The sequence below is a fragment of the Rugosimonospora acidiphila genome (genome assembly GCF_039543385.1).
GTDB lineage: Bacteria > Actinomycetota > Actinomycetes > Mycobacteriales > Micromonosporaceae > Rugosimonospora > Rugosimonospora acidiphila.
In genome coordinates, this window is sequence record NZ_BAABJQ010000002.1 from 32,352 (window position 1) to 59,087 (window position 26,736).

At 72.3% G+C, this 26,736-nt stretch carries 22 protein-coding genes, 4 tRNA genes and 1 pseudogene; 19 read left to right on the forward strand and 8 right to left on the reverse strand.

Translation table 11 applies throughout. The features are described from left to right. Positions 1-62 precede the first annotated feature (62 nt). The 6 genes from ABEA87_RS03055 (at position 63) to ABEA87_RS03080 (ending at position 9,628) form a co-directional block, all read left to right on the forward strand. Positions 63-1,013, forward strand: a complete 951-nt coding sequence (locus tag ABEA87_RS03055; protein WP_345625843.1) for an ABC transporter permease — start codon at positions 63-65, stop codon at positions 1,011-1,013. After that, positions 1,010-1,903 carry an ABC transporter permease gene (locus ABEA87_RS03060; protein ID WP_345625845.1) on the forward strand — a complete coding sequence of 298 codons (894 nt, stop codon included), beginning with the start codon at positions 1,010-1,012 and terminating at the stop codon, positions 1,901-1,903. The genes ABEA87_RS03055 and ABEA87_RS03060 overlap by 4 nt, the downstream gene beginning before the upstream one ends. Next, the gene (locus tag ABEA87_RS03065) at positions 1,900-4,035 is read left to right on the forward strand and encodes an ABC transporter ATP-binding protein (RefSeq protein ID WP_345625847.1); all 2,136 of its coding nucleotides are present in this window, start codon (positions 1,900-1,902) and stop codon (positions 4,033-4,035) included. The genes ABEA87_RS03060 and ABEA87_RS03065 overlap by 4 nt, the downstream gene beginning before the upstream one ends. Beyond that, on the forward strand, positions 4,032-5,552 hold the full coding sequence (locus ABEA87_RS03070; protein ID WP_345625849.1) for a sulfatase family protein: 1,521 nt from the start codon (positions 4,032-4,034) through the stop codon (positions 5,550-5,552). The genes ABEA87_RS03065 and ABEA87_RS03070 overlap by 4 nt, the downstream gene beginning before the upstream one ends. Continuing rightward, positions 5,549-8,200, forward strand: a complete 2,652-nt coding sequence (locus tag ABEA87_RS03075) for a glycoside hydrolase family 78 protein (protein ID WP_345625851.1) — start codon at positions 5,549-5,551, stop codon at positions 8,198-8,200. The genes ABEA87_RS03070 and ABEA87_RS03075 overlap by 4 nt, the downstream gene beginning before the upstream one ends. A 243-nt stretch (positions 8,201-8,443) precedes the next feature. Continuing rightward, positions 8,444-9,628, forward strand: coding sequence for a hypothetical protein (locus ABEA87_RS03080; RefSeq protein ID WP_345625852.1), 1,185 nt, complete (start codon positions 8,444-8,446; stop codon positions 9,626-9,628). A gap of 203 nt (positions 9,629-9,831) precedes the next feature. Here ABEA87_RS03080 and ABEA87_RS03085 read toward each other — a convergent pair whose 3' ends face one another. Further along, complete coding sequence (locus tag ABEA87_RS03085; RefSeq protein ID WP_345625854.1) at positions 9,832-10,800, reverse strand: ArsR/SmtB family transcription factor; 969 nt, start codon at positions 10,798-10,800, stop codon at positions 9,832-9,834. Positions 10,801-10,870: 70 nt separating this feature from the next. Here ABEA87_RS03085 and ABEA87_RS03090 point away from each other — a divergent pair, with 70 nt between their 5' ends. From ABEA87_RS03090 to ABEA87_RS03110, 5 genes are all read left to right on the forward strand, one after another. Next, positions 10,871-12,169, forward strand: coding sequence for an MFS transporter (locus tag ABEA87_RS03090; RefSeq protein WP_345625856.1), 1,299 nt, complete (start codon positions 10,871-10,873; stop codon positions 12,167-12,169). Positions 12,170-12,349: 180 nt separating this feature from the next. Beyond that, complete coding sequence (locus ABEA87_RS03095; RefSeq protein ID WP_345625858.1) at positions 12,350-13,429, forward strand: hypothetical protein; 1,080 nt, start codon at positions 12,350-12,352, stop codon at positions 13,427-13,429. A 145-nt stretch (positions 13,430-13,574) separates the two neighbouring features. Then, on the forward strand, positions 13,575-14,273 hold the full coding sequence (locus ABEA87_RS03100) for a hypothetical protein (protein WP_345625860.1): 699 nt from the start codon (positions 13,575-13,577) through the stop codon (positions 14,271-14,273). Positions 14,274-14,530: 257 nt separating this feature from the next. Continuing rightward, the gene (locus tag ABEA87_RS03105) at positions 14,531-14,911 is read left to right on the forward strand and encodes a hypothetical protein (RefSeq protein ID WP_345625861.1); all 381 of its coding nucleotides are present in this window, start codon (positions 14,531-14,533) and stop codon (positions 14,909-14,911) included. Positions 14,912-15,026: 115 nt separating this feature from the next. Beyond that, on the forward strand, positions 15,027-15,527 hold the full coding sequence (locus ABEA87_RS03110) for an SET domain-containing protein (RefSeq protein WP_345625863.1): 501 nt from the start codon (positions 15,027-15,029) through the stop codon (positions 15,525-15,527). 57 nt (positions 15,528-15,584) lie between these two features. Here ABEA87_RS03110 and ABEA87_RS03115 read toward each other — a convergent pair whose 3' ends face one another. The 5 genes from ABEA87_RS03115 to ABEA87_RS03135 are packed head-to-tail and all read right to left on the reverse strand — an operon-like array spanning position 15,585 to position 19,951. Further along, a complete protein-coding gene (locus ABEA87_RS03115) occupies positions 15,585-16,214 on the reverse strand; it encodes a hypothetical protein (RefSeq protein ID WP_345625864.1) in 630 nt (209 codons plus the stop codon). Further along, a complete protein-coding gene (locus ABEA87_RS03120; protein WP_345625865.1) occupies positions 16,211-17,692 on the reverse strand; it encodes a hypothetical protein in 1,482 nt (493 codons plus the stop codon). The genes ABEA87_RS03115 and ABEA87_RS03120 overlap by 4 nt, the downstream gene beginning before the upstream one ends. After that, a complete protein-coding gene (locus ABEA87_RS03125; protein WP_345625867.1) occupies positions 17,689-18,549 on the reverse strand; it encodes an ATP-binding cassette domain-containing protein in 861 nt (286 codons plus the stop codon). The genes ABEA87_RS03120 and ABEA87_RS03125 overlap by 4 nt, the downstream gene beginning before the upstream one ends. Continuing rightward, positions 18,546-19,376 carry a zf-HC2 domain-containing protein gene (locus tag ABEA87_RS03130; protein ID WP_345625869.1) on the reverse strand — a complete coding sequence of 277 codons (831 nt, stop codon included), beginning with the start codon at positions 19,374-19,376 and terminating at the stop codon, positions 18,546-18,548. The genes ABEA87_RS03125 and ABEA87_RS03130 overlap by 4 nt, the downstream gene beginning before the upstream one ends. Continuing rightward, the gene (locus ABEA87_RS03135; protein WP_345625871.1) at positions 19,373-19,951 is read right to left on the reverse strand and encodes an RNA polymerase sigma factor; all 579 of its coding nucleotides are present in this window, start codon (positions 19,949-19,951) and stop codon (positions 19,373-19,375) included. The genes ABEA87_RS03130 and ABEA87_RS03135 overlap by 4 nt, the downstream gene beginning before the upstream one ends. Positions 19,952-20,164: 213 nt before the next feature. Here ABEA87_RS03135 and ABEA87_RS03140 point away from each other — a divergent pair, with 213 nt between their 5' ends. Continuing rightward, entirely contained in the window at positions 20,165-20,884 is a 720-nt protein-coding gene (locus ABEA87_RS03140) for a hypothetical protein (protein WP_345625873.1), read from the forward strand. 102 nt (positions 20,885-20,986) lie between these two features. Here the strand turns inward: ABEA87_RS03140 and ABEA87_RS03145 are convergent, their stop codons facing one another. Both ABEA87_RS03145 and ABEA87_RS03150 read right to left on the reverse strand, forming a co-directional pair. Beyond that, entirely contained in the window at positions 20,987-22,387 is a 1,401-nt protein-coding gene (locus ABEA87_RS03145) for a dihydrolipoyl dehydrogenase family protein (protein WP_345625875.1), read from the reverse strand. A gap of 309 nt (positions 22,388-22,696) precedes the next feature. Further along, positions 22,697-23,929: an erythromycin esterase family protein gene (locus ABEA87_RS03150; protein WP_345625877.1), complete on the reverse strand. Its 1,233-nt coding sequence runs from the start codon at positions 23,927-23,929 to the stop codon at positions 22,697-22,699. A 160-nt stretch (positions 23,930-24,089) separates the two neighbouring features. Between ABEA87_RS03150 and ABEA87_RS42495 the strand changes: the two are divergent. From ABEA87_RS42495 to ABEA87_RS03180, 7 genes and pseudogenes are all read left to right on the forward strand, one after another. Then, a pseudogene (locus ABEA87_RS42495) lies at positions 24,090-24,152 on the forward strand (hypothetical protein); the annotation flags it as partial. 45 nt (positions 24,153-24,197) lie between these two features. Continuing rightward, positions 24,198-24,749, forward strand: coding sequence for a MerR family transcriptional regulator (locus ABEA87_RS03155; RefSeq protein WP_425570734.1), 552 nt, complete (start codon positions 24,198-24,200; stop codon positions 24,747-24,749). Between the two features lie 60 nt (positions 24,750-24,809). Then, positions 24,810-25,781 (forward strand): serine hydrolase domain-containing protein, encoded by a 972-nt coding sequence (locus ABEA87_RS03160; RefSeq protein WP_345625879.1) that lies wholly within the window; start codon positions 24,810-24,812, stop codon positions 25,779-25,781. Between the two features lie 378 nt (positions 25,782-26,159). Beyond that, positions 26,160-26,233 (forward strand) — tRNA-Leu (locus ABEA87_RS03165). A 120-nt stretch (positions 26,234-26,353) separates the two neighbouring features. Continuing rightward, positions 26,354-26,426 (forward strand) — tRNA-Pro (locus ABEA87_RS03170). An 82-nt stretch (positions 26,427-26,508) separates the two neighbouring features. After that, positions 26,509-26,580 (forward strand) — tRNA-Phe (locus ABEA87_RS03175). A 72-nt stretch (positions 26,581-26,652) separates the two neighbouring features. Next, positions 26,653-26,736: transfer RNA gene (locus ABEA87_RS03180), tRNA-Gln, on the forward strand.

The window sequence follows — 26,736 nt, forward strand, 5'->3', positions numbered from 1 at the left end:
CTGCCGCCTGATCGAACGCCCGCCGGCCCGCCGCCGCGGCTCCGCACCAATGGGGCCGTCCGGTGATCCGCTTCGTCCTGCGCCGGGCGGCCACCGCGCTGCTCGTGCTGCTGCTGTCCTCGGTGGCCATCTTCGCGTTCATCCGCGCCATCCCCGGTGACCCGGCCGCGCTGATGGCCGGCCCCGACGCCTCCCCGGCGACCGTCGCCGCGATGCGCCGCCAGCTGGGCCTGGACCAGCCCGCGGTGCGGCAGTACTGGCAGTGGCTGTCCGGCGTGCTGCACGGCGACCTGGGCAGCTCGTACTTCTCGCACGCACCGGTCGCCAGCCTTGTCGGCCGGGGCCTGGCCGCCTCCGGCGCGCTCGCGCTGCTCGCGCTGCTCCTGGCGGTGCTGCTCGGCCTGCTGCTCGGCGTGGCCGGGGCGGTGGCCCGTCGGGGCGTCGTACGCGTGCTGCTGTCCGGAATCAACACGGTCAGCCTGGCCGTACCCACCTACGTGACCGGCGTGGTGCTCGTCCTGCTGTTCGCGATCTACCTGCCCGCCTTCCCGGCCGGCGGATACATCCCGTTCCTGTCCGACCCGGCCGACAGCCTGGACTCGCTGGTGCTGCCCGCGCTCTGCCTGGCCCTGCCGGTTTCCGCGGTGCTCGCCCGGTACCTGAAGAACTCCCTGGTCGAGGTGCTGGGCCAGGACTATGTGCTGGCCGCTCAGCTGCGCGGGGTCGGGCCGGCGCGGCTGCTGCTGCGCGGCGCGCTGCCCAACGCGCTGCCGGCCGCCATCACCGTGCTGGGCGTGCAGGCCGGGCAGATCCTCGGCGGCGCGATCGTGGTCGAGACGTTGTTCGCCTGGCCCGGCCTGGGCAGCTCCCTGCTGCAGGCCGCGCTGAACCACGACTACGTGCTCATCCAGGGTCTGCTGCTGCTGTCCGTCGGCGCGTTCGTGGTGATCCAGGCGATCTGCGACCTGATCCAGGCGGCGGTCGACCCACGGATGCGGAAGGGGCTCACATGACCACCATCGAGCCGAGTCCGGTCGTGCCGGCCACCGCGCCCCCGGCTACCGGCGGCGCGCGGGGACGCGGGCGCGGGCGCGGGGCGCGCGGGTACCTGCGCCGCCCGGCGGTCGTGGCCAGCCTGGTCATCCTCCTGCTGCTGGTACTGGTCGCGTTCGTGGGCCCGGCGCTGACCGGGCAGGATCCGCTCAACCAGGACTCGCCCCGGCTGCTGGGCCCGTCCGCGGCGCACTGGCTGGGCACCGACGAACTCGGCCGGGACCTGTTCACCCGGGCCGCCTACGGCATCCGCGTCGACCTGCTCGTTCTGGTCATCGCGGTGCCCGTGGCACTGGTGCTGGGTTCGCTGCTCGGCCTCGTCTCGGCCTCCTCCCGACTGCTGGATGCCCCCGTGCAGCGCGTCTTCGACGTGGTGCTGGCCTTCCCGTCGCTGATCCTCGGGCTCGCCCTGGCCGCCCTGCTGCACCCCGGCGTGCCGGCGGTCATCGTCACCGTGATCGTGGTGGACACCCCGATCTTCGCGCGGGTGCTGCGCACCGCCGTACGGGCGCAGCGCGAGCGGGACTACGTGCTGGCCGAGCGACTGCTCGGGGTAGGCCCGGCCCGCCTGTACCTGCGACACATCCTGCCCAACTGCCTCGGCGTCCTGATCGTGCAGACTGGCCTGTCGGCGTCCATGGCGGTATTCCTGGAGGGCGCGCTGAGCTTCATCGGGCTCGGGGTGCGCCCGCCCCAGCCGTCCCTCGGCGTGCTGCTCAACGCCAGCCTGACCTACCTGCAGACCAGGCCGCTGTACGCGCTGGGCCCGATCGCGATCATCTCGGCGCTGGTGCTGTGCTTCACCGCGCTGTCCGACGCCCTGCAGGCTCACCGATGGGGAAAGCGATGACCACCACAGACACCATGCCGGCCGGCGACGACGCGCTGCTGTCCGTGCGGGACCTCACCGTCGGGTTCGGCCCCGGCGGCGCCACGACCGTGGTCAACGGCGTGAACCTGAGCATCGGGGCCGGGGAGATCGTCGGCATCGTCGGCGAGTCCGGCTCCGGCAAGTCGGTGACGGTGATGGCGATGCTCGGCCACATCCGCGCCGGCGGTGTGGTCCGCTCGGGCGAGGTGCGTTACCGCGGTCGAGACGTGCTGTGCCTGCCCCCGGACGAGCTGCGCCGTTACCGACGCCAGACAGTGGCCGCGGTGCTGCAGGACCCGATGAACTCGCTGAACCCGGTGCGCCAGATCGGCCGGCAGTTCGACGAGACCCTGGCCCTTGCCGGCGGGCGCACCGCCACGCAGCGCCGCGAGCGCGCCGTCGAACTGCTGCGCCTGGTCGGCATCCCGGACCCGCAGCGCCAGCTGTCCGCATACCCCCATCAGTTCTCCGGTGGCATGCGCCAGCGCCTGCTCATCGCGCTGGCATTGGCCAACGAGCCCGAGGTGATCGTCGCGGATGAGCCGACCACCGCGCTGGACGTCACGGTCCAGGCGCAGATCCTGGCCCTGTTCGCCGAGCTGAACCGCCGGCTGGGCACCGCGATCGTGCTGGTCAGCCACAATGTGGGTACCGTGGTCGAGCTGTGCCACCGGGTCGCCGTGATGTACGGCGGCCGGGTCGTCGAGGAGTTGCCCGCCGCGAACGTCACCACCGGCGGCAGCCACCCCTACACCCGGGCCCTGGTCGCCGCCATCCCGGGCCTGCGCACCGAGCGGAGCCGGCTGCTGCCGGTCATCCCCGGCTATCCCCCGGTCCCCGGGACGCTGCCACCCGGCTGCCCGTTCACCGCGCGATGCGACCGGGTCACCCCGCGCTGCCGGGACGAGCGCCCGCCGACCGTGGCCGAGGCCGCCAGCCTCCGGCTGGAGTGCTGGAACCCGGTGCCCGCGGGGCCGGGCGACGCCGGATCCGGGGCGGGCGCGGGCAACGAGCCCGGCCCGACCGGCGCGCCGCCCACCCGGCCGCCGGTGACGGTACGCGACGGTGCCCCCGCCATCGAGTGTCGCGCACTGGTGCGCCATTTCGCCGCCGAGCGCCTGTTCCGCAAGCGCGGCGCCGGGCTGGTCCGGGCGGTCGACGGGGTGGACCTGGCGGTGGCGCCGGGCGAGGCGCTCGGCATTGTCGGCGAGTCTGGCTCCGGCAAGAGCACCCTGGCCCGCCTGCTGGTGGGCGCGGACCGACCCGACTCCGGGACGGTGCGTTGGCAGGACACCGACCCGGCCAGCCTGCGCGGCGCGCCGGCGCGAGCCGCGCGCCGCTCCGTGCAGATGCTGTTCCAGGACGCGCTCGGCTCGATGGATCCCCGCGCCACGGTCGGCGACCTGGTCGCCGAACCGATGCTGGTGCACGGGCTGGAGCCGGACGCGAAGCGCCGCCGCGCGGCGGTGACCGAGCTGCTGGCCCTGGTCGGACTGGACGCGTCGGCCGCCGACCGGCGGCCGGTCGAGTTCTCCGGCGGCCAGCGGCAGCGCATCGCCATCGCCCGCGCGCTGTCCACCCGGCCGGCCGTGCTGGTCTGTGACGAGCCGATGTCCGCGCTGGACGTCTCGCTGCAGGCGCAGATGGTCAACCTGTTCGCCACGCTGCGGGCCGAGCTCGGCCTGACCTATCTGTTCATCTCGCACGACCTGGCCCTGGTGCGCTATCTCGCCGACCGGTGCGCGGTGATGTACCTCGGTGAGCTGGTGGAACTTGGCCCCGCCGCGGAGCTGTGCGAGCGGCCGCTGCACCCGTACACCGCGAGCCTGGTCTCCGCGGCGGCCGCGACCGACCCACAGGACGGACAGGTCCGCCAGCGGATCGTGCTGCGCGGCGACCCGCCGAGCCCGGTGGCGCCGCCGAGCGGTTGCCGGTTCCACACCCGCTGCCCGATCGGCCCGCTGGCCCACCCCGACCGGACCGTCTGCCGGGACCAGGCACCACGACTGGCCGAGGTGGCGCCCGGACGGCTGGCGGCGTGTCACTTCGCGGGCGAGCTGCGCCTGGATCCTGGTACCACCGAGACCGCCGCCGTCGGGAGCACGTCATGACCCCGCCCAACGTTTTGCTGATCATGACTGACCAGCAGCGCTTCGACACCATCCGCAGCCTGGGCAATGGCATTATCCACACGCCCAACATCGACCGCCTGGTCGCCCGCGGCACCGCCTTCACCAACGCGTACTCGCCGTGCCCGGTCTGCATCCCGGCCCGGTACGTGGTGCAGTCCGGCGGCGAGCCCACCCGGACCAGGGTGTACTCCAACGCCACCCCGGCCGGGGTACACGAGGCCATCGCGCGCGAATGCGGGCCGTGGCTGGCTTCGACCATGGCCGAGCTCGGGTACCGCACCTGGGGCATCGGGAAGTTCCACACCGTGCCGTGGGACGCCCCACTCGGGTACGAGGTCCAGCTCTACAGCGAGGAGTTCTACGAGAGCCCGGCGCAGCGTGGGGCGGACTCGTACGCGGCGTGGATCGCCCGCGAGCATCCGGAGTACGACTGGGTCGAGATGCTGATGGGCGAACGCACCGACATGTACTACGTGCCGCAGCTCAGCCCGCTGCCGCCGGAGCTGACCGTGGAGTGGTGGGCCGCGCGGCGGGCCGCGGACCAGATCGCGAGCCCGGATCCCCGACCCTACTTCGGGTTCGTGTCCTTCATCGGCCCGCACCCGCCGTTCGCCCCGCCGCAGCCGTTCAACCGCCTCTACGATCCCGACCGCATGCCCGACCCGATCCTCGGCGACCTGGCCGTCGACCATATGGACGAGCAGATTCCCTACATGAACCATCTGGTGTTCGCCGAGGACATCTCGGCCGCCACCGCACGGCAGCTCAAGGCCCGGTACTACGGCGAGATCTCCTACATCGACCACTGCGTGGGGGCCATCCTCGACGCGGTCGAGGCCCGGCCGGACGCGGACAACACGCTCATCGCCTTCTTCACCGACCACGGCGACCACCTCGGTGACCACCACGGCTGGCAGAAGGAGAGCTTCTTCGAGGCGTCCACCAGGATTCCGCTGCTGGTCAGCTGGCCTGCCCGATGGCCGGGCGGCGGACGACGGGACGCCACGCTGGCCAGTCTCACCGACATCTTCGGGCTGTGCACAGGCGCGGCCGGCGCGCCGCAGCCACGCGACGGGGTGGACCTGGTGGCCCGGCTGGACGGCTCCGCGGCCGGCCGCGAGGAGCTTTACGGCTTCTGGGGGAAGCCCGGCCAGAACAACTTCAAGATGATGCTGCGCACCGGCGACTGGAAGCTCATCTGGCTGGCCAACGGCGGGCGCACCCAGCTGTTCGACGTGCGCCGCGATCCCCACGAACGGCACGAGCGCAGCGCCGAGCAGCCGCAGTTGCTGGACCGGCTGCTGCGCCGGTGCGGGGACCGGCTGCTCGCCGACGGCCTGGACGCGGCGCTGGCCGATGGCCTGCCCCGCGCCCAAGAGTGGCGCGCCTGGCCCCGGCAGCGCATCTACCAGTTCGACGCCTCGCGCGGCGTGACGGGCTTCCCGGAGGACCCGGGTGCCGCACTGCGCGCCTTCGCGGAAAGGTCACGGCCATGACGTCTCTTGAGCGGTCAGCCGGTCGCGCCACCCTGTCCCCCGGCCGGTCCCCCGAGGTCGACGGCGACCGGCCGGGTGTCACCGTCGAGCCGGTGCGCGTTGAGCACCTGCCCGAGGCGCTGGGCATCGACGAACCCAACCCGCGCCTCTCGTTTCGGGTATCCGCGCCGGACGGCTGGACCCAGGCCGGGTACGAGATCGAGGTGCTTGACCCGGCCGGCTCTCCCCTGGCCCGGCGGCGGGTGGAGAGCGCGGACAGCGTCCTTGTTCCGTGGCCCGCCGCCGCGCTGGAGCCCCGCCAGCGGGTCGCCGTACGAGCCCGGGTCTGGGGTCGCGACGGCGAGGCGCCCAGCGACTGGAGTGTGCCCACCACCGTCGAACGTGGACTGCCCACATCGAACTGGTTGGCGCGGTTCGTCACCCCGGATCGGCCGGTCGACCCGACCGTGGAGCAGTCCCCGCCGCTGCTGCGCGGCGAATTCGAGGTTTCGGGGCCGGTCGCCCGGGCCCGGGTCTACGCCACCGCGCTCGGCTTGTACCAGTTGGAGCTCAACGGCACGGCAGTGGGCGATCAGGCGATGGCACCGGGCTGGACCAGCTACCACCACCACCTGCGGTACCAGACCTACGACGTCACCGGACTGATCCGGCCCGGGCGCAACGCCCTCGGCGCCTGGCTGGCCGAGGGCTGGTATGCCGGCCGGCTCGGCTTCAACGGCGGCACCCGGGGCCTGTTCGGCGATCGGGTGGCACTGCTGGCCCAGCTGGAGATCTGGTACGCCGACGGCCGCCGCCAGATCATCGCCAGCAACGGGACGTGGCGCTGGGCACCCGGCCCGATCACCTCCTCGAGCATTTATGACGGGGAAAGCTACGACGCCCGGCTGGAGCTACCCGGATGGTCCGCGCCGGACTTCGACGCGTCGGCCTGGCCGCGGGTGGCGGTGCTGGACCAGGGCACCGCGAACCTGGTCGCGCCGACCGGACCACCGGTGCGCTGCACCGAACAGCTCACCGTGGCCCGGGTGGTGTCCACCGACGCTGACCGCGTCATCGTCGACTTTGGACAGAACCTCACCGGTCGCTGTCGACTGACGGTGGACGGCCCGGCCGGCACCACGATCTCGCTGCGGCACGCCGAAATCCTTCACGGCGGCGAACTGGACGTGCGGTCCCTACGTGACGCCGGGGCCACCGACCGGTACGTCCTGCGCGGCGGCGGGCCGGAGGTGTGGGAGCCGAGGTTCACCTTCCACGGTTTCCGGTACCTTGAGATCGGCGGCTGGCCGGGCGAGTTCGATCCGGCGGCGGTTTCCGCGCGGGTGTACCACACCGACATGCCGCGCACCGGCTGGTTCGAGTGCTCCGACGAGCGGGTCAACCAGCTGCACCGCAACGTGGTGTGGAGCATGCGGGGCAACTTCCTGGACGTGCCCACCGACTGCCCGCAGCGCGACGAGCGGTTCGGCTGGACCGGTGACATCCAGGTATTCGCCCCGACCGCCTCCTTTTTGTTCGACTGCGCCGGCATGCTGCGCTCGTGGCTGCGCGACGTCGCGGCCGAGCAGTCGCCCGACGGCAACGTGCCGCTCGTGGTGCCCTCGGTGCCCGACGCCGAGGTGCAGCCGGCCGAGCCGGCGGCGGTGTGGGGCGACGTCGCGGTGCTGACCCCGTGGACCCTGTACGAGCGCTACGGCGACCCGGGCATCCTGGCCCGCCAGTACGCCAGCGCGCGGGCGTACGTCGACCTGCTGGACCGCCGGGCCGGCGAAAGCCACCTGCTGACGCACGGGCACCAGTTCGGCGACTGGCTCGACCCGACCGCGCCACCGGACGAACCCGCCGCGGCCAAGGCCGACCAGTACCTGATCGCCACCGCCTACTTCGCGCACTCCGCGGCGACCCTCGCCAGGATGGCGGACGTGCTGGGCCGGCACGACGACCAGCGGCGGTATGCCGAACTCGCGGACGCGGTGACCGACGCCTTCCGCCGCCGGTACGTGCTGCCGTCCGGAGCGCTGACCAACGACGCGCAGACCTCCTACGCCCTGGCGCTACGCTTCGGCCTGATCCCGCCCGGCGCGCCCCGAGAGGCGGCGCACCGCCGGCTGGTCGAACTGGTCGAGGAGGCTCACTGGCGGATCGCCACGGGCTTCGCCGGCACCCCGGTCATCTGCGACGCGCTCAGTCAGGGCGGCGCCATCGAGGCCGCGTACCGGTTGCTGCTGGCCACCGACTGCCCGTCCTGGCTGTACCCGGTCCTGAACGGGGCCACCACGATCTGGGAACGCTGGGACGGCCTGCGGCCGGACGGCACACCGAACCCCGACCGGATGAACTCGTTCAACCACTACGCGCTCGGCGCGGTGGCGGACTGGCTGCACGCCACGGTCGCCGGCCTGGCACCGGCCGCCCCCGGGTACCGGCGCCTGCTGGTGCGGCCCCGGCCGGGCGGCGGGCTGACTCACGCGCGTGCTGCGCTGCTGACCCCGTACGGGCGAGCCGAGGTCGGCTGGCACCTGGACGACGGCGGCGCGCTGGAGCTGGACCTTCGAGTTCCCACCGGAAGCACCGCGAGCGTCCAGTTGCCCGGTGCCGATCCGGTCGAAGTGTCCAGCGGTCGCCACCGGTTCCGGTCCCCGGCCTGACGTGGCAGCTCGGCGCGGCCGGCCCGATCAGGACCGGCCGCGCCGAGCTGCTGACCGGGCCGACGCCCGACCAGGTGATCCGTCCCACAGGGGCGACGCTTGAGGAATTACCTACTTATCTGATCGGATATGCAGGGTAGCGTGACGACCGGCCCGCGAGGCCTTCCGGAGGGCGGATACATGGGAACTGCTGATCGCGATTCGCGACTGAGGCCGACGCGGCGTGGCGTCCTGATCGGTGGGATGGCGGCTCTCGGCGCCGCCACGCTCGGTGCGACGCCGGCCTGGGCCGGTGCGCGCGCTCCGGCCGACACCTCGCTCGGGGCCAGGCTCTACGACATCGTCAAGGCCTACAGCCGCTGGCCGGTCCACCGCACCGGCACCGACACCGAAGCCGCCGCGCTCGACTGGTTCCAGTCCGAGCTGCGTCAGCGCGGAGCCAAGACGTCCCGGTGGGACTACTCGTACCCGCGCTACGAATGGACCGCCCAGGTGCGGGTGGCCGGCCGGACCGCGCAGACGATCCCGCTGTACTACGAGGGAGTCGGCGAGGTCAGCAGCGACAAGCCGTTCGTCAGGTCCGTCACGATCAGCGACACGGGCGGCGACGCGGAGGTCCTCGCCGCCGTCAAGGACGCGAAAGCCGACAACGCCCGGCTTGCTGTCCTGCCGGTCTTCAACGCCAACCGGGGCTACCCCACCTACGATGGCCTGGTGGCCGACAACCGCGACCCGGCGGCGGCGACCACCGGCGTGCCCACCCTGTTCATCCCCGGCCGGCTGGCCGATCAGGCCGCGCGGGACGTGCAGGCCCACCTGAGCGCGCGGATCGTCAACGACCGCAGCCACGACATCACCGGTTGGTTCGGCAAGCCCGTGGCCGATCCGATCGTCGTCACCACCCCGCTGAGCGGCTGGTTCACCTGCGCCGCCGAGCGGGGTTCCGGCATCGCGGTGGCGCTGGAGCTGGCGGCGGACCTGGCACGTACCCATCCGGTGTTCTTCCTGGGCAACAGCGGACACGAACTCAACAACTTCGGCGCTCGGGCCTACCTCCAGGACGCATTCGAGCTGCGGCCCACCGCGGTCTTCCACATCGGTGCCTCCATCGCGGCCGGGGGCACCGACACCCAGGGGCACTTCGGGCTCGTCCCCCGGGTGGTGGCCAGCAACCCCCCGGTCGCCTCGGTGCCGGGCCTCGCCGAGGCCGTACAGCTGGGCAACTTCGTCCCCACCCCGACGTTCCCCGGCGAGGGTGCGGTCTGGAGCCAGAAGCTGGGCAGCTCGGTGCCGTTGCTGTCGTTCGCCGGGCAGTTCCCGCAGTTTCACACCCCGGACGACCGGCCCGGCGTCGCGACGGACCCGTCGCTGCTCGACACGGCGTACCGTTCCGTTCGCGGCGCGGCCCAGGCGCTGCTAGGCGCGTAGCCCGCGCCCGGCGCGGCCCCGCCCGACCTCGACCGTGCGGCGTGGTTGCGCCAGTCGTCGGCCGGGCCCGCTTTCCGGATCGGGTTAACCCAACGACGTCCCTGGTGGAGCCGGCGCTCCACCAGGGGCAACGTCCGCCGGCCAGCACGCCCCGGCTTGGAACGGCGAGCGCTCGTGCCCGGAAGGACGCGCGGGGTGGGGTGTCAGTCGGCGGTGAGCAGAGACTCCGCGGCGGCGGTGCGGGCGTAGAAGACGAAGCGCCCGGCCCGGTGAGGGCTCACCATCCCCGCGTTCCGCAGCGCGGTCAGGTGCTGCGAGACCGCGGCCGCCGAGATGCCGGTGCGCCGCGCGAGTTCGGTCGTCGACGCGGGCGCCTCGAGTTCGGCCAGCAGCACGGTGCGTGAGCGGCCGATGACGGCCGCGATGCCGTCGGCGCGCTTGATCGGTCGGTGCTCCCAGAGGCCGCCGGTGCCCCGGGCCGGATAGGCGAGTTGCGGTGGGTGCGGCGGGCGTGACCAGGTCAGCACGTGAATGGCGAAGACGGACGGGGCCATGAGCAGGCCGGAGCCGGTGGTCTCCCGGGAGATCTCGCACTGCCGGCGGACCAGCCGCAGAGTGTTGTCGTCCCAGCTCACCGTCCCGTGCAGGTCGTTGAACAGGTAAGCGGCGCCGCGCTCGGCCACCTGCCTGGCCCGGTGGAACACGTCGGCATCCAGTACCGAGCGGATCCTCGCCCAGTATGGCGCCAGCGCCAACTGCCAGTAGGTCTCGATCTCCTCGGCGAGGCGGGGCAGCCGGCCCTCCGGATCCGCGCGCAGCGCCCGGATGCGGGCACCGGTGCGGGAGAGCACGTCGAGATCGGTGTGGACCTGGTCGTCCGGGGTCGCGCGAATGGCCGCCAGCTCCGCCGCCAGGGTGGGAGCGGGCCGGTCGGGGAACGGGTTCAGGAAATCGGGAAGGTAGCCGGCGGCCGGAATGAGGTCGGCGAGCCAGCCGGAGTCCAGCCCCGCCGCGGTCAGCCGGGGTCGCACCTGTCCCATCCAGGCGTTGTGGACCGGATGCGCCGAGCCGGCCGCCAGGAGCTGGAAGCTGGTCACGACCTGCCACATCGGCGAGACGGCGAACCGGGTGTGCGCCAGATCGTCGGCCGAGAAGGCTAATTCGGACAGCACTTTCGGCTCCTGGATTCGGTCTCGGCTTAATTAATGGCAGCAGTCTACGCCGGCCCGCAGGATTCTCCCCGTGCTATCGACCTTCAGCGGCCTGCCCCGCACCGCATGGATCATTTTCGCCGGTACCGTGATCAACCGGCTCGGCTACATGGTGACCCCGTTCCTCGTGTTCTACCTCGGTGCCCGGGGAGTCCCGACGGCACAGGTCGCATACGTCCTGGGGGCGTTGGGCGCGGGCAACCTCATCGGGCCCGTGCTCGGCGGATTGGCCGCCGACCGCGCCGGCCGGCGGCCCACGATGCTGATCGGGCTGATCGGTACCGCCGTGGCACAGGGGCTGCTGTTCGCCGCGCCGAACGTGCCCACGCTCGCGGCCGCGGCCGTGCTGCTGAGCGCGACGGCCACCATGGTCAGCCCGGCCGCCGGCGCGATGATGACCGACGCGGTGGCGGCCGAGCGGCGTCGCGCCGCGTTCTCCCTGTTCCATTGGGCGATCAACATCGGTACGGCGGTGGCCGGTGTGCTCGGCGGGTTCCTGGCGGCGCACGGGTACTGGCTGCTGTTCGCCCTGGACTCGGGGACCTGCCTGGCATTCGCCCTCGTCGTCGCGGTACTGCTGCCCGGCGGACGCGGCGAGAGCGCGCCGCGCACCCCGGCGGACGCGCCGACCGGGTACGCCGTGGTGTGGCGGGACCCGCTGATGCGCGTGCTGCTCCCGCTGTTCGGCGTGGCGCTGGTGATCTATTCGCTGACCGAGGTCTGCCTGCCGCTGGCCATCCGCGACCACGGGCTGTCCACGACCACGCTCGGCACGATGGCCACCCTCAACGCGGTTCTGGTGGTGGTGCTCCAGCCGATCGCCACGAACGTCCTGGCTCGATTCCGGCAGGTACCCGTCTACGTGGTCGCCAGCATGCTCGTGGCGCTCGGCGTGTCGCTCACCGGCCTCGCCCACGACACCTGGTCGTTCGCCGGATCCGTGGTGGTGTGGTCGATCGGCGAGGCGGCGACCGGCGGCCTTCCCGGCGCCATCGTCGCCAACCTCGCCCCGGCCTCGGCGCGCGGACGGTACCAGGGCAGCTACCAGTGGATCTGGGGGGTGGCGCGGTTCATCGCCCTGGCCGTGGGCACCGCGGTCTACGCCGCCGAGGGACCGGCGGCGGTGTGGTGGTTCAGCCTCGTCGCGGGAATCTCCGCCGCCGCCGGGGTGGGCGCGCTGAGCCCGCTCATCTCCCGCCGCATGGCCCACCCGGCGGGCTCCGCTGCGCAAGTCACCGACACCGATTCCCCGCGAGCCGGGGCCACCGCGCGGATTCGTCGGGTACGGGGCCGCATCGGCGGCGCGCCGGCACCGCGAACGTCACGCTGACCTACGCCTGATTGGGCACGCGGGCCGCCCTGTACCAGGGCAAGCGGCGGAGATCGTAGAATGGTCTCCCGCAAGAGACGACCAGTATGTTGTCGGTCAAGCCATCGGTAGGGTCCGCGAATGCCCGCCGAAACGACGTCCGGTCGGCTTCCCTGTCTCACTACCGCGAGAGTGGCAACCGTGACCTCCTACACCATCACCATCGCTGCCGATGACGGCGGCGCCACGAGCACGACGCTGCGGCTGGACATCACCAGCGACGGCATCACGCTTACCGATCTGCACCTGCACGCTGGCGGTGGTTTAGCCACCGGTGCGCTACCGGCCATCGATTACAGCACGTTGCTGCGGGCCATCATGCCGGCAGCGCCGATCCCCGCGGTGAGCGCCGGGCGGCCGGCGACGACGATCGAGGTTCCGGCCACAGCGGCCGTCGAACAACCCGCTACCGAGGCCGCGACTGCCAGGCGCACCCCGCGCAAGGCCCGCTCCGCCAAGGCCGCGGTCGCCACGGCACCCGCGCGGACCGAGGACGGCGCCGCGGCGGCTCCACCACGCAAGTCCCGCGCCGCGGCCGCCGAGCCGGCGTCGGCGACGCGGCCGGCCCGCTCGTCGCGGTCGGCCCGTCGCGGGGCCACCACGCCGGCCGCCGCCCTCACCAAGTCGGCCGCTCCCGCAAAGTCCACCGCCCCCGCCAAGTCGACCGCAGCCGCAAAGTCCACCGCCCCCGCCAAGTCCACCGCAGCCGCCAAGTCGACCGCGGCTGCCAAGTCGACCAGTCCCGCCAAGTCGACCGCTCCCGCAAAGTCGGCCGCGGCCGCCAAGTCGGCCAGTCCCGCGAAGTCGACCACGGCCGCCAAGTCCGCCGCTCCCGCGAAGTCGACCACGGCCGCCAAGTCCGCCGCTCCCGCGAAGTCGACCACGGCCGCCAAGTCCGCCGCTCCCGCGAAGTCGACCGCGGCCGCCGAGGAGGCGAAGCCGGCCCGCTCGGGCCGCGCGGCGGCCGCGAAGGCCGCCCCGGCTCCAAGCACCGAGACCACGAAGGCGAAGAGCGCCGCGAAGCCCGACCCGGCCAAGAAGACGACCACCAAGGACACCGCCCCGACCAGCGAGCGCGCGTACCGGCGGATGCCCGACAACTTCGCCGTCGTGTTCCAGCAGGCCGGCAGTGCCGCCGCGGTGGCCGACCGGTACAGCGTGCCGCGGCACACCGCGAACGGCTGGATCCGCCGGCTGGGCAAGAATGAGACCACCGGCTGACGGTCGAGCAAGCATCGACACGTGGGTGGTGTGGGACGCGGTGGAGCCGAATCCGCCGCGCCCCACACCACCCACGCGGCCAAGTTCCGTTGGATATCGCGGGTATCGAGAGCCGCCGCGTTACCCGCGCGCGTCGGCCGGTTTGGTGATCCGGTCGGCGAGGTGCGGCGGGATCGAACTCGGCGCGGGCGAATCGATCACGCCGCAGCGCCACCTGTACGACGAACTCGTACACGTGGTGGCCGGGCATGGGTTCACCACGATCTGGAACGACCGCGGCGACCGGACGACGTTCGAGTGGTCCGACGGTGCGCTGTTCGCGATCCCGCTGAACGTGCACTACCAGCATCACAACGCGAGCCGGGTGGACCCCGCGCGGCTCGTGGCGACCAACAACGCGCCGGTGTACATGAACCTCATCCACAATCTGGACTTCATCTTCGGCACCGACTTCGACTTCACCGACCGGTTCACCGGCGACACCCAGTTCGACGGCGACACGGTCGACCAGGGCTTCCGGCTGTGGGAAACGAACTTCATCGCCGACGTCAACCAGGTACCGCTGATCAAGCGGCCGACCCGTGGCGGCTCCAACCGGCAGCTGGAACTGGTCAACTCCTCGATCGGCGCGCACCTGTCCGAGTTCCCGGTCGGTACCTACAAGAAGGCGCACCGCCACGGGGCCGGCACCCACATCGTCATCACCAGCGGCGAGGGCTACTCGCTGATGTGGCGGGAGGGCGAGCGGATCGAGACGGTCGAATGGAAGCGCGGCGCGTTCGTGGCGCCCCCGGATCGCTGGTTCCACCAGCATTTCAACACCATGCCGCAGTTCTCGGAGTAACGCGGTAGGCGGTAACGCCGGGATCGTCCGCGCCCGCCGTCGGTTGTGATCACGGCAGGCGGCGACCATGGCGGGCACAGACCGGCGGGCGTACGGCCCGCCGGTCTGGTTCACGTCAGGCTCGGCAGGTCACGGGCGTGACGGTAACGCGACACACCGGGTGGCGCGCCGGGCCGCTGCTCGACGGTTGGGCGCCTGGTGCCCAGGCTGGCCACATGAACAGCGCGCGAAACCGGCAAATTGGGACGCTTGTACTGATGGCCTACGGGCTCCTGGCCCAGGCTGGCTGCGGTACGACGGCCGATTGGGCCGCGGCACCAGGGCCCTCACCGACTCCTCCGGCCGTCCCCACGGGCGTCGCCGACCCCGACGCGCAGACGGCCTGCCGGCTGCTCAACTCGACCACCGATGTCACAACGGGCCTCGTCGACCCGAACGATCCGAACCTGTCCGCCATCGTGGACGCCGCCCGGTCATCGACGACCGCACTGGTTCACACCGACGGCCAGCGCCTGTCGGACAGGCTCGCCGCGTGGCGCGCCGCGAAGGGCACCTCGAACCAGGACCTGGCCACCCTCGATGTTGGCACGGCCGCGATGACGATGGCCGCGGACTGCGAGCAGACCGGCGCGGCCTGACACCCGCCCGGCACGGCTCTGGGCCCGGTTGGCGCGGCCGCACCCCCGGCGGGCGCGGCCCGACGCCCGGCCGGCGCGGGGCCCGAGGGTGAGGGGTGCGCGTATCGTGCCGATGATGTCTGTGTCGAGCTACATCTCCCCCAAGGCGGTCAAGGGCGGGCCGAGCGCGATCCAGGGCCGAGGGCTGATCGCGGTGGCGCCCATCGACAAGGACGAGGTGGTCGCGGTCAAGGGCGGCCACATCGTGGACACGGCGACCCTCCAGCAGTTGCCCGAGCGGCTGCGGCAATCGGATATCCAGATCGCCGACAACCTGCACCTGGCGGCGATCCAGGACGCGGAGTACGAGCCGGTGATGCTGTTCCTCAACCACTCGTGCGAACCCAACGTGGGCTTCGCTGGCAACGTGGTGCTCGTGGCGATGCGGGATATCGCGGAGGGCGAGGAGCTGACCACCGACTACGCGCTGTTCGACGACTACGACGGTGAGATGCCGTGCCGCTGCGGTACGCCGTCGTGCCGCCGGATCATCGGCGGCCGGGACTGGCGCCGGCCCGAGTTGCAGCGCCGGTACGCCGGCTACTTCTCCTGGTACCTGCGGCGCCGATTCGACTAACGCCGGACCCGATGACCTCCGAGGTCATTCGAGGACGACGTTCGGATCGACGGGGTCTCAGGAGCGGAACACGTCCCGGTTGGCGAACAGGAGTACGGCCGCGTTCACCGCCAATGCCACGGGCCAGCACAGTTGTGCGACCGTCCATCCCGGCTGAGCAGGGATCGGCCACGGCGACCTGGTACCCGTGAAGAACAGCGTCCCGACCAGCGCGACGCCCGCGACGAGCGGCCCGGTCAGCGCCGCGCTCAGCTCGTCGCGGTATCGCGCCGCCACGGCGGCCGCCGCCAGCGGGGTCAACCCGCACACCGCCGCCTGCAACGTAAGGTAACCGGCGGGTCCGGCGACCAGCCGGCCGCCGACGGCCACGACCGCCCGGTAGAGCAGCGCCCAGACCACAGCGGCCGGCAGCAAGGTCAGGGCCACCCGCAGCCACTGTCGCAGCCATCGCGGGGACGGCGCCATCACCGTCGAGGCCATGCGGTCCGGCATCGCGAAGCAGACCGCCGCGCCCAGCCCGGCCGCCGCCAGCCGGAGGCCGGGCAGCGCGAGGCCCGGCGCCGGCTCGGCGAGCAGCGCGGGTAGCTGGCTGAGCGCCGCGAGCGCGGCGGCGGCGGCCAGGGGCCACCAGGGCACCGCCCGGGCGAGCGGTCGGACCAGCAGCAGCCCCAGGCGAAAGACGCTCACCCGCAGACCCTCGGCGGGCCCGGCGCTCCGGATGCCGCCGGCGCGTCGCCGGTCGGGATCGGCGGCGGCATGGTCGTCACGCCCAGCGGCGCGAGAGCCGTCGAGGCCGGGTCCATGACCTGTGCCCAGTGTGCCGCCAGGAAGTTGGCCACCTCATCGTGCGGCCGGCTCAGCAGCGCCGTCGCGGCCCGCGCGTCGGCCGGGGCGTAGCGGACCAGCCCCAGGGTCAATTCGCCGTCGGCCAGCCGTCGCGCGCCGTCGGGCAGGGCCTGCGCCAGCAGCCACAGGGCCACGACGGTGCGATGTTGGCCGGCGCCCGAGCAACTCACGTCGGCCGCGGGGGCGCGGCGGGTCAGCCCGGTGGCCGCGGTGGTGTAGGCCACGGCCAGCCGCGTGCGGGAGTCCTCCACCCATCGCCCGTGCCGTCCCCAGCGGATCGGGGTGACGATCTCCGGGGTCCCGGCCACCAGGGGCTTCCCGTCGTCCGAGCCGCCGAGCTGGCGGACGGTCGGCCGTGCCGCCGCGGCCGGGAGGTTATCCGCGACCGGCTCGACCGCCTTGCGCCACAGTGGAATCCAGGCCGCGTAGTGCGGGAGTGCGCAGTACCGCACGCCAGCGTGCACCTGGCAGGTCAGCACCGCCGGCCCGGTCAACGCGTCCTCCATCGCCTCGTAGATGACTTTCGGGGTGGCCCGCACCTGCTGGTCGATGGCGATCCCCGAGGCGACGACCGCCGCGAGAATGACACCGACCGCGATGAGACGGCGATATCTCAGCCACAGCAACCCGACGACCGCCGCCAGCACGGCCAGCAGGTACACCAGGTGCCACCCGGTGGGGCGAGCGGCCCCGGTCTCCCAGGGCGCCTGGGGCACCGGGAAGAGATGCCAGACCACACTGTCGTAGCCGGTGCTGAGCACCGGCAGGCCGGCGAGGACGACCGCCACCGCGACCAGGGTCAGCGGCCCGGCGGCCGTCGCGGGCAGCCAACGCCCCACCGCGATCCCCAGCGCCGCACCGGTCGCCGGAACCACCACGGTGACCAGCAGTACCCACGGGTCGAACCGCCCGACCGGCCAGGCCGGCAGCATGAGCAGCAGCCCGGCGAGGCAGACCGAGGCGCCGGCGGCACCACCCACCAGCACCAGCGCAAGCAGGCCGGCGCCGCGCCGAGCGGCGGTCGTCGGCACCGCCTCGAGGCTATCCGCCCCGGCGCGCCGGTCCCGACTCGCCGCCAGATGTCCGGCCAGCAGCAGCGCGCCGGCCAGCACGAGCGAGGACATCCCGGCGTCCCGGGCGAACGCCTCCCAGGTCGGCATCCTGTTCCACCCGGTGACCGTGCACAGCGCCAGGGACAGCACCGCGCCGCCCCACAGGAGCGGACTGCGCAGCACCAGGCGCGTCTCGGCGCGGGCCAGGGCGACCGTGGCCACCCGGCCGGCATGCCGCGCCGGCGGCGGTACGAGCGTGGCCGTCATCGCTGTGCCCCCATCCGAGCCGAGGCGCCGAGCAGCAGCAAATATCCGTCCTCAAGGGACGGTTGACCGGGCCGCGCGCCCTCGGGTTGGTCGCCCAGCGTCCGGTACAGCCCGTCCGCGTTGCGCCAGTACGCCCGGGAGCCGGACGGAGCCGTGGTCGACAGCCACACCCGACCATCGGCGACGGCGATCAGCTCCCGCGGGCTGCCATCGAAGACGGCTCGCCCCGAGTTCATCACCACCACCCGTTCGCAGAGCGCGCCCACGTCCTCGGTCTGGTGGGTGGACAACAGCACGGTGCGCCGCTCGCCGAGCCGGGAGATCAGGGACCGGAACAGCATCCGCTGCTCCGGGTCGAGGCCGACCGTGGGCTCGTCAAGGATCAGCAGTTGGGGCTCGCCGAGCAGGGCCTGGGCCAGGGCCAGCCGCTGCCGCATCCCGCCGGACAGCTTGCGCACCTTGGTCCCGGCCCGGTCGGTCAGCTCGACCTCGTCGAGCACCCGGCGCACCTCGGCCCGGCGCCGCCGGCCGTCCGTCAGCTCCTTGAGCACCGCCACGTAGTCGAGCAGTTGGTAGGCGGTGAACTGGGGATAGAGCCCAGGACTCTGCGGCAGGTAGCCGATGCGTCGGCGCAGTTCGGTCCGCTGCCCGGACACCGCCGGGTCGAGACCGAGGAGCCGCAGCCGGCCCCGGTCGGCCGCCAGCGCGGTGGCCAGAGCGCGCAGCAAGGTGGTCTTGCCGGCGCCGTTCGGCCCGAGGAAGCCGGTCACCCCGGTCCCGAGCTCCAGGTCCAGATCGTCCAGCGCGACCGTGGCCCCGTAACGCTTGCTGAGCCCGCCGATGCTGACTGTGCTCATCGGGTCTCCCCCGGGTCGAAGCGGCCTCGCCGCACGGTCAGCACCGCGACGGCCAGCGCGGCGGCGAGCAGGTAGCAGAGTTGCGCGGTGCCACCGAAGATGACCGCCAGCGAGGATTCACGGTGGGCCAGGGCCGCGCCGCCCACGACGATCAGCCAGGCGCCGCCCAGCAGCCCGGCGGCGGTCGCGAGCGGGACGAGGGTGCTCAGCGCCAGGCTCCCTATGCTGAGCAGCAGTGCGGGCAGCAGCCAGGCCACGGCGTACCGACCCGGGCCGGGCAGCAGGACCGCCGCCGCCAGGCCCATGGCCACCGCGACAGCGACGACCATGGTGGCGCGCCAGAGGACGAGCCGGGGCCCGGCCGCCGGCAGCGTACCGGTGATCTCGTGCATCGGGTCGGCCGGTGGCCCGTACGCGGTGGCGACCGCCAGTACCGGCAGAACCGGTGCGAAGACGAGGAAGACCAGGTCGCTGGCCCGCGCCCCGGGCTGGCCGAGGTAGGCCGCGGCCACCGCGAGGGCCAGCACCGCCGCGGTCGCGCTCAGCCAGGACCAGCGCAGGGCCGGCGTCGCGGCGAGCAGTTGGATGCGGTGCTCGGGCAGCCCGACCCGGCCCAGCAACCGCCGTAGCGCGCCCTGCCGGGGCGCGTGGACCGCGTCGAACACCCCCGCCCAGTTGCCGGCCAGCCACCCCGGGTCGACCGCGACGCGTGCGCGGCAGGAGGCGCAGGCCAGCAGATGGGCGTCGACGGCCATGACCCGGCTCGGGTCGAGCGATCCCCGGTCGTAGTCCGCGAGCAACCCCGCGTCGATGTGCCAGCCGGTCATGTGAGCAACTCCCTCAACCGGGCCCGGGCGCGCATCAGCCGGGTCTTCGCCGTGCCCTCCGCGATGCCGAGCAGCCTGGCCGCTTCCCGCACGGTCAACCCGTCGATGGCGGTGGCCTGGATGAGCGCCCGAAGCTCCGGTGGGATCCGGTCGAGCGCCGCGCCCAGGTCGCCGTGCTCGATGCCCAACAGCACCACCTCCTCGGCCGAGGGTGCCGTGGCGACGTCGGGCAACTCGGGGGTGGCGCCGCTCAGCCAGCGGTGCGCGGGGCCGCGCAGCGCGGACACGAGCCGCCGGGCGGCGATGGTCCAGATCCAGGCGGCGGCGTCGGCACCGGTCGCCTCGTACCGGTGGGCGTCGGTCCAGATGGCGACGAACGTGTCCTGAAGCGCGGCATCGACCAGGTCGGGGTCCGCGCAGCGCCGGCGCAGCCGGGCGCGCAGCCACGGCGCGTGCCGGTGATGCAGCAACCGCAGCGCCTCGGTGCGCTCGGCCGCGATGGCACGCAGCAACTCGGCATCGCTGCTGCGCTCGTCGACCGGCCGCTGCGGTTCCTGTCTGCTTCTTCGCCGCACACAAGAACTATCGCGCCGCGCCGGGAATTTGGTTCACTCGATCGTCCCCGACCCGCCCCTCGGACCCGGGACGCCCCGGTGTCCGGGTCATGTCGGGGATCGAATCAGGGATTGACCCGATCACCTGCGGCCCGCATCGCGGAATACTCGCCGTTCATGAGATCAATGACGCCGGGCGTACCGAGACGAACCGAGCCGACGAGTGCCGGAGGGGTGAGAACCAGACTGATCCGCACCTGGCCGGCCAGGGCCCTGGCGCTGGTCGTCGCCGCGATCGCGACGGCCACGCTCGCCTTGGCCGCACCGGCCGCCGCCCATCCGGTGCCGCTGCCCACAGATCCGTCGGCGTTCGACTTCTCGGACTGTCCTACCCTGCCGGCCGGGCTCGACCCGACCGGTTGGCAGTGCGAGGTGCATCTGGCCAACGGCGACCTCACCATCGGCCGGGTGAGGCTGCGGGACGTGCCGCTGCGGCTGGTACACGCGGAAGGTCCGCTGCCCAGCGGCGACGACGGGCAGATCTTCGGCACGCTGCAGTCGCCGGCCGTCGCCATCCCCGCCCGCGGCGGCAGGGGCCCGCGGATGACCGTGCAGCTACGCTACGCCGGGTATGCCGACCTGATCGGCAACGGTCCCGACCCGGGCGGCCTTTACCTGCGGCTCGCCGTGCGCGGACCCGACCTGGGAACGAACTGCACCATCGGGACGCTGGGGGCGCCGGTCAAGACTCACGCGGCCCGGGTCGGCGATACAACCACCATTTCGACCGACCCGCCGATCAGGGTTTTCACCTTGCAGGACACCGCCTTCACCGTTCCGGCCGCCACCGACTGCCGCGGCCACGAACGGCAGGTCGACGAGCGGCTCGGGCTGCCGTCGACCGGAGGTAACACGATGACGCTGCACGCGGAGTACACCTACCAGCCGTACTGATCGTCGGGGCGCCGCGACCGGCGGTGGGTCACCACACCGCCGGTCGCGGCGACGCTCGGCTCCCGGTCGCGGGTCCGCCGGTCGATGATCGGCCGACGGACCCTAATGGCTGGGCGCCGTCGGGCGGTTCCTCAGCAAGAAGGTCAGCCCCTCGGCCATCGTCGGATGGGTGAAGATCGCGTGACGCAGGTCCCGGTACGACAGGCCGGCCACCATCGCCGTCTGGACGGCGGCCATCGGTTCGCTGGCCTCGGCCCCGAAGACGGTGAACCCGAGAATGTCGTCGCTGTCCGCCGCGATCACCATCTTCATGAACCCGCGCGGCTCGGACAGCGTCCTGGTCCGCAGGACGGCGGCCATCGGCATGGTGAGCAGGCGGTACGGGATGCCGCGGCGCCGGGCCCCGGTCTCGTTCAACCCGACACGCGCCAGTTCGGGATCGGTGTACATGCAGTAGGCCAGCAGCCGGTCCCGGGTGGTGCTGTCGCCTCCGGTCAGGTTGTCGTGCACCACCCGGAAGTCATCGAATGCCGCGTGGGTGAACTGCGGACTGCCGGCACAGTCCCCCATGGCCCAGACGTTCGCGGCCGTGGTGGCGAGACGCTCGTCAACGGCGATGTAGCCCTTCTCGTTGAGCTCCACCCCGGCCAGTTCCAGCCCCAGGTCATCCGTGTTCGGCGTACGGCCGGCGGCAACCAGCAGGTGCGTGCCCTCCACGATGCCCTCACCGTCGCCGCCCGCGGTGCTGACCCGCACCCGGTCGCCGGATGTCCCCTCGACGCGTCGCACCTCGGCTCCAAGGTGGACGGTCATGCCCTCGTCGCGGAACAACTCCAGGATCGCCGCGCCCACGTCCGGGTCCTCGTAGCCGGCCAACTGCGATCCGTGCTCGATGACGGTGACCCTCGCGCCGAAGCGGCACATGGCCTGCGCCAACTCCAGCCCGACGTAGCCGCCGCCAATGACGATCAGATGCTCCGGCAGGCGGTCGAGGTCGAGCAACTCGACGTGGGTCATCGGCCGAGCCGCCATCAGCCCGGGCACGTCCGGAACGATGGCACGGGTACCCAGATTGAGGAACATCCGCTCACCGCTGATGCGGCGGGTACCGCCGCCAACCAGCTCGACGTCGACGGTTTTCTCACCGACGAAGCGCGCGTCACCCATGATCAGCTCGGCGCCGCTGGCTTGGTAGCGGTCCAGGTGAAGCTGGCGCAGGCCGTCGACCATCGCCCGCTTCCTCGCCTGTACCGCTTTCATGTCCGTCGCCGCGGACTCGAGCTCGACTCCGAACTCGGCCGCCCGCGTCGCGAACCAACGGACCTTCGCCGAGTGGATGATGTTCTTGCTCGGCAGGCACGCGATGTTCGGGCAGGACCCGCCGATCAGCGCGCGCTCGACAACGGCCACCCGGTGGCCCTCGCCCGCCATGGTCCAGGCGAGGTATTTCCCAGCCTCACCACTGCCGACGACGAGAATGTCGACGTTCTCGTGAGAAGACATCTGTCACGCGCTCCCGGGGCCGTGCGCTTCCGTCGGTGGGGCGGGCGACGGCGGCAGGAATCTTCCGCGCGCCATGGCCACGATCGACCGTGAATCCGGACGGCGGCCACCTCACACCTCCCTCCGGCGCGATCGTCGCTCGGCGTCCCGGATTCCATCCTGCCCGGCGCCCGATCCGCCGCGCGGTCGATTCGGCCAATCGCCGCGCGGGGATGGGACATCGGCAGTCCGCATGTTGGGTGTCGTAGCGGCATGATCGCTTCGGCCGAGGCGGAGGACGGCTACCGGTTGGCGGCGCACCGGGAGCGGCTACCAGTACTGGTGCCGTTTACCGTCGGTGTCGGCGACGAAGACGACCGCGTCCGCGCCGTCCAGATCCGCCGGGTTGAGCGGGAGGTGGCCGGGCACGATCGGTCTGCCCGCGCCGATGGACGGGGCAAGGGCGGCGTGCAGTGCCCTCGCCGGGAACAGCGCGCGTCGGGTGGTCGCCTCGGCCAACGCCCGCTGGAGGGTGCCTGGGTCGCTGTCGGGGTTCGCGTCGGTTGCCAGGAACACGTAGCGCTCGCCGAGGGTGAGCCCGACCAGTGCCCCGGCGCTGCCCCAGTTCGCCTCGTCGTCGCCGATCGGCACCCGGGAGGGCGCGCGTTGCAGGTGCACGTTGTGCGCGAACACCAGGCTTGGCCCGCGTCGCCGCTCCCGCGCGACGATCGCGAGCAGGTTGTCGGCCATCATCTCGGCCCGCAGGCTGAGCAGGGTGGCGATGCGATCGGGCGCGGGGCTGGCCATGGCCGCGTGGTAGCGCAGCAGGCCCTGGGCGGTGCGTGCGTGCGCGAGCGCGTGCTCGTAGCCGGCCGGGTCGGCGGGGCGCAGGCTTGGTGCCGCGCGGCGCAGCGCGCTGGCCAGATCGTCGGCGACGATCCGCAGGGCGCGGGCGCGATCGGTGTCGCCGATCGACTCCGCCGGGTCGAACATGGCCGCCTCGTTGGTCCAGTCCGGGTCCTCGCCGAGCAACGCGTCGAGGTCGCGGACCGACGTGGGCCTCAGCGGCGCGGGCAGGTAGTCGTGTACCGAAGACAGTGAGCGACGCGGGCTCGGCGCGGCGGAAAACGCCAACGGCGCGTCGAAGCCGTAGAAGCGGACCCGGTCGGCCGGCGCGCGGGCGGCATTGTGCGCGCGCAGCCACTCGACAAGTTCGCGGTTGCCCGGCACGGCACCGAACCCGTGGCTGAACCCGGCCGCGAGCACCGTGTCGATGTCCGGCGGGTCGGTGCGCGCCGTCGCGCCGCCGACGTAGTCCTCGACAATGGACGCGGCGAACGCATCGGTCTCCAACGCGATCGACCGGTATCCCCGATCGACCAGGTGGCCGAGGATGTCGTTGCGCAGCGACGGGAACGCCGCGATCCCGTGGGTCGGCTCACCGAGGGCGAGCAGGGCCGGCGGCTCGTTGCGCGCGGCGAGCAGTTCGTCGAGGGCACGACCCAGGCTTGCCGGGTCGTCGATTTGGCGGCCGAGGGCACGCAGTGCTGCGGCAGTGGACATGAAGACCCCTTCCGAAGAGAACTGCGTTCGACAGTATCGTTGAAGGTTCGGGGAAGACTTTTGCGAGATTTACCTGGGCTTCTAGGGTGGAAGCCTCAATCGGAGGTGCCCGCTGCGACCCATCGACCTCGCCCGGAGACACGGGCTGTCCGCACAGGCGATCCGCAACTACGACGACGCTGGCATCTTCCCGCCGACCGAGCGCAGCGAGACCGGGTACCGGCGTTACACACCGCTGCACGCGCAGGCCCTGCACGCCTTCCTCGCGATGCGCGCCGGACACGGCCACCGGCAGGCCCTGGAAATCATGCGCGCGACCAACCGCGGCGACACCGAATCCGCCTACCGACTCATCGACGCCACGCACGTCGAACTGCTCGCCGAACGCGACACCCGCGCCGAGGTCGCGGCGGCCCTTGGCAGCCTGTCCATCGCGACACCCACCCCCGTCCACGGGCGACCGCTGACGGTGGGCGAACTCGCGCGCCGGCTCGGCGTGCACCCGGCGACACTGCGCACCTGGGAAACCGCGGGCATCCTGCGCCCCGGACGCGATCGAGCGACGGGTTACCGCGAATACGGACCCGACAGTGTCCGCGACGCCGAGGTCGCACGGCAGTTGCGCCGGGGCGGGTACCCGCTACGCCACGTCGCGCAGTTCATCGAATCGCTGCGCGAGGCGGGCGGGGCACACGCATTGAGCGCTTTCCTCGACTCGTGGCAGGACCGGCTGACCACGCGCAGCCGCAACCTCCTGGCCTGCGCGGCCCAACTCGACGCCTACCTGTCCCTGCTCGACCCGGCCACCCAAACGCCGTGAACGCACCCGGCCGCACGGCGCGGTGGATCCCGGGGTGGGCGAGGGGCTACCCTGGCGCGCGTGCGGCAGACCATCGAGGCACTGATCCGCCGGGCCGGATACGGGCCGCACGAACCGATCGTGGTCGGGGCGCGCCGCGCCGGCGCCGACCCGGTGTTCGTCGCCACGGGTCGGACCCGCGACGGTGCGGGGCTGCGCGCCGACACCCTCGTCTACGCGGCGTCGCTGTCGAAACAGCTGACCGCGGCCTGCGCCGCCCTGCTCGTCACCCGCGGCGCGCTGGACCCGGACGCGCCACTGTCGCGCTGGCTGCCCGAACTGCCGGCGTGGGCCGGTGCCGTCCGGCTGCGCCAGCTGGTGCACCACACCGGCGCGCTGCCGGCCGACGCCGAGATTGACGCCGCCGTCGCCGCGGACGGACCGGCGGATCGCACCAGCCATGGAGTACTCGACGCGCTGTCCCGGACGCCGGTGCCGCCAGGTGTGCCCGGCACCGAACACGTCTACTCCAACGCCGGCTACGTGTGCCTGGCGGCGGCCGCCGCCCGGGCGGCCGGCCGGCCACTGCCCGACTTCGCCCACCGGTACCTGTTCGAGCCGTTGGGCATGGTCGACACCCGCTACTGGCCCGGCCCGCTACCGGCGCCCGCCCGGGCGGCGCCGCTGGCGGCCGAGCATCCGGCACCGCTGTCACTGGGCGACGGCGGAGTCTGGAGTACCGCGGCGGATCTGATGCGGTGGAACGACGCGCTCAACGCCGACCGGCTGGGCATTTCGGATCTGCTGCAGACACCGGGCAGGCTCAACGACGGGACCGTGCTGGACTACGCCTGGGGCATGGGTGTGCGGTCGCGCGCCGGGCACACCGTGTACCGGCACGGCGGCGGGTGGCCGGGGCTGCGCGCCCTGGCGGCGCGGGTACCCGACGCCGGAGCGAGCCTCGTGATCGCGGCGGTCGCCGACGACACCGAACGCCGCGTCGGCCTGGCCGATGGCCTGCTCGACGCTCTCCTCGGCACCGCGGCACCCTGACGGCGGGCGTGAGCACCCAGCGCCGATCCGGTGTCGCTCCCGGGCCGATCGGTGGGTGCCGATGGTTGACACGAAAATGGTGTTGTCCCTGCGATCAACACGTCGTACCTTGGATTCAGCAAGGGAACCCGAAGCACCAACCACCACCATCGCCGATTGGCAGGAGTACGACCGTGAGGACCTGGACCGCCACGCAGAGCCGGCAAGCGATGCCGGTGCTGTGTGCCGCGCTGCCCATGGACCGATTCGAGTCGGCCTACTGTGGCGAGCCGGAAGCGCACCACGCGGGCAGGTGGCGAGGCTAGGAAGCGCAAGCTCCTCCAGCCGCCCGCCCCGCCAGGGACCGGGCGGTTTTTCGTTGCGGGGCAACAACTTCATAGGGGTGTAGCTCAGTAGGTAGAGCGGCGGTCCAAAGAGACCGTGTAGCGCGGGTTCGATCCCCGCCACCCTTGCGTACGGCCCCAGCATGCTGGCGGCGCATGGCACAGCCTTGAAAACTCCACAGTGGATGGCATACATACAACAACGGCCCGGTCGTCGGCGACGCTGACGTCGACGGCGGCCGGGCATTTCGGGGGCGAGGGAGCTGGTTGACCCGCCTGCCTTGGGAGCAGGACACACCGGGTTCGATTCCCGGGTCCCCGACGTATGGGCCGCGCGTCACTGGTGTGCGGTGCTGCCTGGCAGGCAGCGCGTGAGGGGTTCGACTCCCCTGCGGTCCACCCATGCCCTCTTGGTGTAACCGGCAGCACGGTTGGCTGAAAACCAGCGAGTCCTGGTTCGATTCCGGGGGAGGGCATTCATGGACCGTTGGAGCAGTCGGTAGCTCACCCGACCCTCATTCAGGAGGTCGCGGGCGGTATCCAGACGATGGGGAATGGTGTAACCGGCAACACGCCCGGCCTTGGACCGGGAGACGATCTCGCTCGTGCAGGTTCGAGCCCTGCTTCCCCAG